This window comes from Nevskia soli (genome assembly GCF_903970205.1).
GTDB lineage: Bacteria > Acidobacteriota > Terriglobia > Bryobacterales > Bryobacteraceae > Bog-113.
Genome location: NZ_CAJCHS010000115.1, coordinates 1 through 5,680, shown reverse-complemented (window position 1 = coordinate 5,680; position 5,680 = coordinate 1). Strand labels below are relative to the sequence as shown.

Sequence of the window (5,680 nt, the reverse complement as noted above, 5' to 3'; positions counted from 1 at the left end):
CGCTGATCATTGAAAATACTCCCGGAAACACTCTCGCCATCGAACCGGCCGGAAGAAAATAACCGCAAGAGCGTGTCCGCTTTTCCTCTTGCTGCACCCGGGAGTTTGGCTCGTCGATCCTAAAGCGCGGACCATCGAGGTTTCGAGGCCCGGTGCCGCGACTCGTATGTTTAAGCCGGGCGACTACCTGCGTAAGGCTAAGGCATTGCCTTCTTCGTAAAGATCAGGATATGTTGACGAGGTAGGATCTCACTGCGCTTCGCCAGACGAAAACCTTCCGGCTCGATCTCACCTCGTACTTGAGCCACGGTCATCTTATGCAAAGGCTGTATCGGAAGATCTTTATCCTCGCCGCGAAACTCTAACAGGACCATACGGCCGTCCGGCTTGAGTGCTTCGCGAAGCTTGCGCACCATCTTCTCGGGTTCGGAGAATTCGTGATAGACGTCGACCAGTAGCTCCAGATCGATCGCGTTGGCGGGAAGCTTCGGATCGCTGACAGTACCGAGCACCGGGATTACGTTCTTCACGCCGGCGGCTTCTACGCGTTCCTTCAGCCGATCCAGCATGCCGGGTTGGATGTCGTTGGCGTAGACAGTACCCGTGGGACCGACACGCCGGGCTAACCGCAGCGTGTAGAAACCAACGCCTGCTCCGATATCCGCTACCGTTGCGCCTTTCGGGATTCCGATCTCTTGGAGCGCCGCTTCGGGATGCTCTTCGGCTTCGCGTTCCGGGCGCGTGAGCCAGTCCGCGCCGCCCTCGCCCATAACCGGCGCGATCTGACGCTTCGTGATGGGATGTTGATCCTGCGCGCAGGCGAGAGTCGCCAGGACACAGCAGAGTAACAACTTCATAAGGTGATGCCTCCGTCGATGGCGAGGACTTGGCCGGTGATGTAGTTGTCGGGTTCCAAGAATAATCTGATGCCGCGCGCGATATCTTCGGGGCGCCCAAAACGCTCGATGGTGTGCTCTTCCGTAAACCTGTTGTACTTGCCGGATTCGATGCTGGCCTTTGCCATGCCCGCGGCGATGATGCCGGGGCTGATTACATTGACGCGAATGCCGGTGGTTCCCCGGTTCTCTTTGGCGAGGATGCGCGCCGCGTGAATGAGCGCGGCTTTCTGAGCCGCATAAACGCTCGAATTGGGGAACAGCGCGATGGCTTGCATCGTCGCGGTGAGAACGATCGATCCGGGTATGTTCTGCTCGCGCATCCGCGCTGCTGATTCGCGCGCGAGCAGGATCGGGCCGAGATAGTTCGCGTCATGCGAGCGATGCATCGTTTGCTCCAGCGGTTCTTCACGCGATGTGCGCGCCGGGTCCCCCGTCAAGACCACCAACCCGTAGAGTTGGCCCGCGCTCGCGAGCAAGCGTGCGCGATCGGTGCCGATCGCCAGGTCCGCCTGAACGACATTCGCGATACCGGCGAGTTGATTTGCGCGGTCCGCGTTCGAGCGATAAGTGGCCGTCACGTTTGCGCCTTCACCGGCTAACGCGCGCGTCACAACCGAGCCAATGCCGCCGGTTCCGCCGGCAACGATGATTTCAAGTCCGGCGAGTGCCATGCGTTGAAGCAACCAACTCGCGTTGTAACATAAAGTGATTCGTGCATGAAAGTTCCGGCTGACTGGCTCGCGTGCGATCGCGAAACGCGAGACCTGGTGGAGCTCCTCGACGCTCGACAAATTCCCGCGCATGTAGCGATCATCATGGACGGTAACGGACGGTGGGCCAACCGCCGCGGATTGCCGCGCATCGCCGGTCATCGCGCCGGAGTTACGTCCGTCCGCGAATGCGTGGAATCGTGCGCGCAGCTCGGCGTCGGCGCCTTGACGCTCTACGCGTTTTCAACCGAGAACTGGAAGCGTCCACGCGCGGAAGTGGACACTTTGTGGCGGCTGCTGCGCTTTTATCTGCGCCGTGAGCTGCCGGAACTGAACCGCAACGGAATTGTGCTGCGCGTGATTGGCAGGACGGAAGATCTTCCCGCGAAAGTCCGCGATGAGATTAGTTACTCGGAGGATCGCACGCGCGAGAACGGCGGCATGCGGCTCAATCTGGCAATCAATTACAGCGGACGCGCGGAGCTGGTGGATGCCGTGAACATGGCTATCGACGAAGCGCGGTTGAATGGAACGCTGGGCTCGTTGCGCCTCGATGAAGACACGCTCGCAGCGAACCTTTATACCGCGGGACTGCCGGATCCCGATCTGCTGATCCGGACGTCGGGCGAGATGCGCATCAGCAACTTCCTGCTGTGGCAGATCGCGTATTCCGAGCTTTACGTTACCGAGACATTCTGGCCGGACTTCGATCGCCGTGAACTTCTGCGAGCGTTCGCCGAGTTCCAGAAGCGCGAGCGCCGCTTTGGCGGATTGAGTGAACCTGCGCCCGTATTCACGCCAACGGAGTGGATTGAGGAGACAGCCGTCTCCTCGCAATGAAGCGACTGCTGACGGCAGCGGTACTGATTCCCGCGGTCCTGTTCGGAGTCTTCGGCGGAAGAACATGGCTGCTGGCGGGGGTCACCGAGATCTTCGCGATTCTGGCGTGGATTGAATACTGTTCCATCGTCGGCCTTGAACCGCTTGCCCGCGCGGTCGGACTGATCGCGGGCGTTGCACTCATACTGATGCCGTTCGAACCGGGGCTGTTTATTCTGGCTGCCGTCGCGCTTGTGCTTCCGTTCCGTTCGGTCGATCTCAAGGCCGGATTTATTAGCGCTGCGGCGATGTTCCTCGGCATCTTTTACATATACGGCGGGATGCGGGCCGGATACTTGCTGGGACAACGGAACGCGTGGTATCTGTTCTTCGCGCTCGCGCTGAACTGGGTGGGCGATTCCGGAGCTTACTATGTCGGCCGTAAGTTCGGACGCCACAAGTTAGCGCCGCGCATCAGCCCGGGGAAGAGCTGGGAAGGGGCGATTGCTTCGCTCGTTTTGGCAACGGTCGTCACGGCTTTAGTTATGCCGCAGGTGATCTTGATCTCTCCCTGGTTCGCGGCATGGTTCGGTTTGATTGGAAATATGGCCGGGCAGCTCGGAGATCTAGCGGAATCGGCATTGAAGCGCGGCGCGGGCGTTAAAGACAGCGGCACGTTGTTGCCGGGACACGGCGGGTTTCTGGATCGAATGGACAGCACGTTATTCACTCTGCCCGTTATCTATTTGCTCCTCTCTTTTTGATGCGCAATCTGGTGCTCGTATTGGGGGATCAGCTGGATCGAAAGTCCGTCGCGTTCGATGGCTTCGATCGCGCGGTGGATGCGGTCTGGATGGCGGAAGTGCGCGAAGAGGCAACCCACGCATGGAGCCACAAGGTGCGCATCGCGTTGTTCCTGAGCGCGATGCGGCACTTCGCCGCTGAGTTGCGCGCTGAGAACATCCAGGTCATCTATCGGCTGATGGATGATCCTGCCAATCGCGGATCCTTTGCGGCTGAGCTTCGAGCAACGATAGAGCGTTTGCGGCCGGCTAAGGTCATCGTAGTCGAGCCGGGTGAGTGGCGCGTTGCGGAGAGCTTGCGGCCGATTGCGGAGTTCCGTCCGGATCGTCATTTCTACTGCAGCACGGAAGAGTTCGGCGAATGGGCGCACGCTAAGAAGCAATTGCGGCTTGAGTTTTTCTATCGTCAGCTGCGGGCACGGCACAAGGTTCTGTTGGAACGCGGGGAACCGGTTGGCGGGAAGTGGAACTTCGACGTGGAGAACCGGGGCAGCTTTGGCAAAGCCGGCCCAGGATTCCTTCCGAAGCCACTAACGTTTGCGTCTGACGCGATCACTTCCGAAGTAATCGCAATGGTGAACACGACCTTTGCGGACCATCCCGGAACCCTCGATAACTTCGACTTTCCGGTTACTGCCGCCGATGCGCAGCGTGCGCTGCAAGACTTCGTGTCCAATTCCCTTCCCTTCTTCGGCATGTATCAGGACGCGATGTGGACCGATGAGCCGGTGCTCTACCATTCGCGCCTCTCCGCGTTGATGAATCTGAAACTGCTCAATCCGCGCGATGCGGTCAGCGCGGCCGAGCAGGCCTATCACGATGGTCACGCGCCAATTGAAGCCGTTGAAGGATACATACGGCAGATACTCGGATGGCGCGAGTATGTTCGAGGTATCTATTGGCGCTTCATGCCGGAGTATCTGGAGCGAAACCATCTGGATGCGCATGAACCGCTACCGCGGTTCTACTGGGACGGCAAGACGGATATGGAGTGCATGCGCCAGGCGCTTGGGCAGACCTTGCGTTACGGGTACGCGCACCACATTCAACGACTCATGGTGACGGGGTTGTTTGCTTTGTTGTTCGGGGTCGAGCCGAAGCAGGTGCACCTTTGGTATCTGGCCATCTATTACGATGCGGTGGAGTGGGTTGAGTCGCCAAACACGCTGGGTCTATCGCAATATGCCGATGGCGGCGTGATGGGATCGAAGCCATATATCGCCAGCGGCAAGTATATCCAGCGGATGAGTAATTACTGCGGGCACTGCCGGTATGATCCGGCGAAGTCTACGGGGGAGAATGCGTGCCCGTTTACTACGCTCTACTGGGAGTTTCTCCTGAGGCATGAGACGATGCTGCGAGCGAATCCGCGGACGTTGATGCAGATTCGAAATGCGGATCGGCTATCCTCTTCGGAGAAGAGCCGGATCAAGACGCAGGCGGCCGATCTGCGCCGTACTCTTGGGGCGCAGACTACATGACTTACTTGCTGCTGTTCGCGCTTGACGGGTCGCTGCCGATCGCGATCACGAAGTAATTAGCCGGCGTGGTCCCAACGTTCTTTAATCCGTGTAACTCTCCCGATGCCGCATAAGCGACGCCGCCCGGACCCAGCCGCTCGGACTTTCCGTCCAGGATGAATTCGAGTGATCCTTCGCGAATCAGCATAAATTCGGTGTGCACGTGACGATGCGCGGGATGAGGCATTTGGCCCGGCGCCAGAGTTGTCTCATGCAGTTCCACAGCTTCTCCGGTCGGTAGCTTGCCCTTCATGACCGGGCGAGTGGCCGCGCCCCCGGACGAGTAAGTCACCGGCAGGGCATCAAATGCGTAGACCCTCGAATGTCCGGAAGCCGGTTCATCGGCTAGAGCTGTACCAAAGCTCCCGAGCGCGGCAAGCATCGTGGATAATTCGCGGCGAGTCACGCAGCCATGCTATCACTGCGCGGCGTCGCTTACCGGGACACCAACTGCTCGAAACCGGACACCGGCTGCATCGGGAGCACTGAAAGGAAACGCTTTACGATGGTCACTAACTTGCCGCCTAGGTGCATCCGGAGGGTCGGACCATGTACGAACGAGAACGGCAAACGGTAAGTGGACTACCGAGCCTGGACGAACTAGTGAAGCGCGCGGCGGCTGGTTGGTCTCTGGTGGCTCTCGAATGGCAGCGTGAAATCTCGCGGCCCGCGCAGCCGGTCAGAACGCCGGCGGTCGAACTACCTTACGGGTTACGGGTCAGCTCCGATGGCATGCACCTTGAAGAAAATCCCGAAGAGCGGCGCGTGCTCATGTCGATTATGAGCAGTATCGTAGACGACCGGCCCCTGTCGCACGCCGCCGCTGAGTTGAACCGCGCCGGTCTGACTACCCGCGAAGGCGCGGAATGGACCCCCGCCGCCGTTTTTGATCTTCTTCCGCGTACCATTGAGATGGGACCGGGGATCTT

The 5,680-nt window shown here is 59.4% G+C and carries 7 protein-coding genes; 4 read left to right on the top strand and 3 right to left on the bottom strand.

What is annotated here, in order from left to right:
* Positions 1-197: 197 nt before the first annotated feature.
* Positions 198-857 carry a class I SAM-dependent methyltransferase gene (locus H1Y01_RS05245; RefSeq protein WP_180539220.1) on the bottom strand — a complete coding sequence of 220 codons (660 nt, stop codon included), beginning with the start codon at positions 855-857 and terminating at the stop codon, positions 198-200.
* Complete coding sequence (locus H1Y01_RS05240) at positions 854-1,582, bottom strand: SDR family NAD(P)-dependent oxidoreductase (protein WP_219341292.1); 729 nt, start codon at positions 1,580-1,582, stop codon at positions 854-856. Before H1Y01_RS05240 ends, H1Y01_RS05245 begins: the two co-directional genes overlap by 4 nt.
* 33 nt (positions 1,583-1,615) lie before the next feature.
* Between H1Y01_RS05240 and H1Y01_RS05235 the strand changes: the two genes are divergently transcribed.
* From H1Y01_RS05235 to H1Y01_RS05225, 3 genes are read left to right on the top strand one after another with little or no spacing between them, the layout of a single operon-like run.
* Positions 1,616-2,449, top strand: coding sequence for an isoprenyl transferase (locus H1Y01_RS05235; protein ID WP_180539216.1), 834 nt, complete (start codon positions 1,616-1,618; stop codon positions 2,447-2,449).
* The gene (locus tag H1Y01_RS05230) at positions 2,446-3,192 is read left to right on the top strand and encodes a phosphatidate cytidylyltransferase (RefSeq protein WP_180539215.1); all 747 of its coding nucleotides are present in this window, start codon (positions 2,446-2,448) and stop codon (positions 3,190-3,192) included. The genes H1Y01_RS05235 and H1Y01_RS05230 overlap by 4 nt, the downstream gene beginning before the upstream one ends.
* Positions 3,192-4,712: a cryptochrome/photolyase family protein gene (locus H1Y01_RS05225; RefSeq protein ID WP_180539213.1), complete on the top strand. Its 1,521-nt coding sequence runs from the start codon at positions 3,192-3,194 to the stop codon at positions 4,710-4,712. Before H1Y01_RS05230 ends, H1Y01_RS05225 begins: the two co-directional genes overlap by 1 nt.
* A gap of 1 nt (position 4,713) precedes the next feature.
* On the opposite strand, the gene H1Y01_RS05220 is transcribed toward H1Y01_RS05225, so the two are convergent.
* Positions 4,714-5,157: a cupin domain-containing protein gene (locus H1Y01_RS05220; RefSeq protein ID WP_219341291.1), complete on the bottom strand. Its 444-nt coding sequence runs from the start codon at positions 5,155-5,157 to the stop codon at positions 4,714-4,716.
* Between the two features lie 143 nt (positions 5,158-5,300).
* On the opposite strand from H1Y01_RS05220, the gene H1Y01_RS05215 reads away from it, so the two are divergent.
* Positions 5,301-5,680, top strand: a 380-nt coding sequence (locus H1Y01_RS05215; protein WP_180539211.1) for a hypothetical protein, incomplete at its 3' end; no start/stop codon positions are given.

Bases quoted from the DNA above. Each gene is read 5' to 3' on its own strand.
- H1Y01_RS05230 (WP_180539215.1), top strand. From the start codon at position 2,446: ATGAAGCGACTGCTGACGGCAGCGGTACTGATTCCCGCGGTCCTGTTC.
- H1Y01_RS05235 (WP_180539216.1), top strand. From the start codon at position 1,616: ATGAAAGTTCCGGCTGACTGGCTCGCGTGCGATCGCGAAACGCGAGAC.
- H1Y01_RS05245 (WP_180539220.1), bottom strand. From the start codon at position 857: ATGAAGTTGTTACTCTGCTGTGTCCTGGCGACTCTCGCCTGCGCGCAG.
- H1Y01_RS05225 (WP_180539213.1), top strand. From the start codon at position 3,192: ATGCGCAATCTGGTGCTCGTATTGGGGGATCAGCTGGATCGAAAGTCC.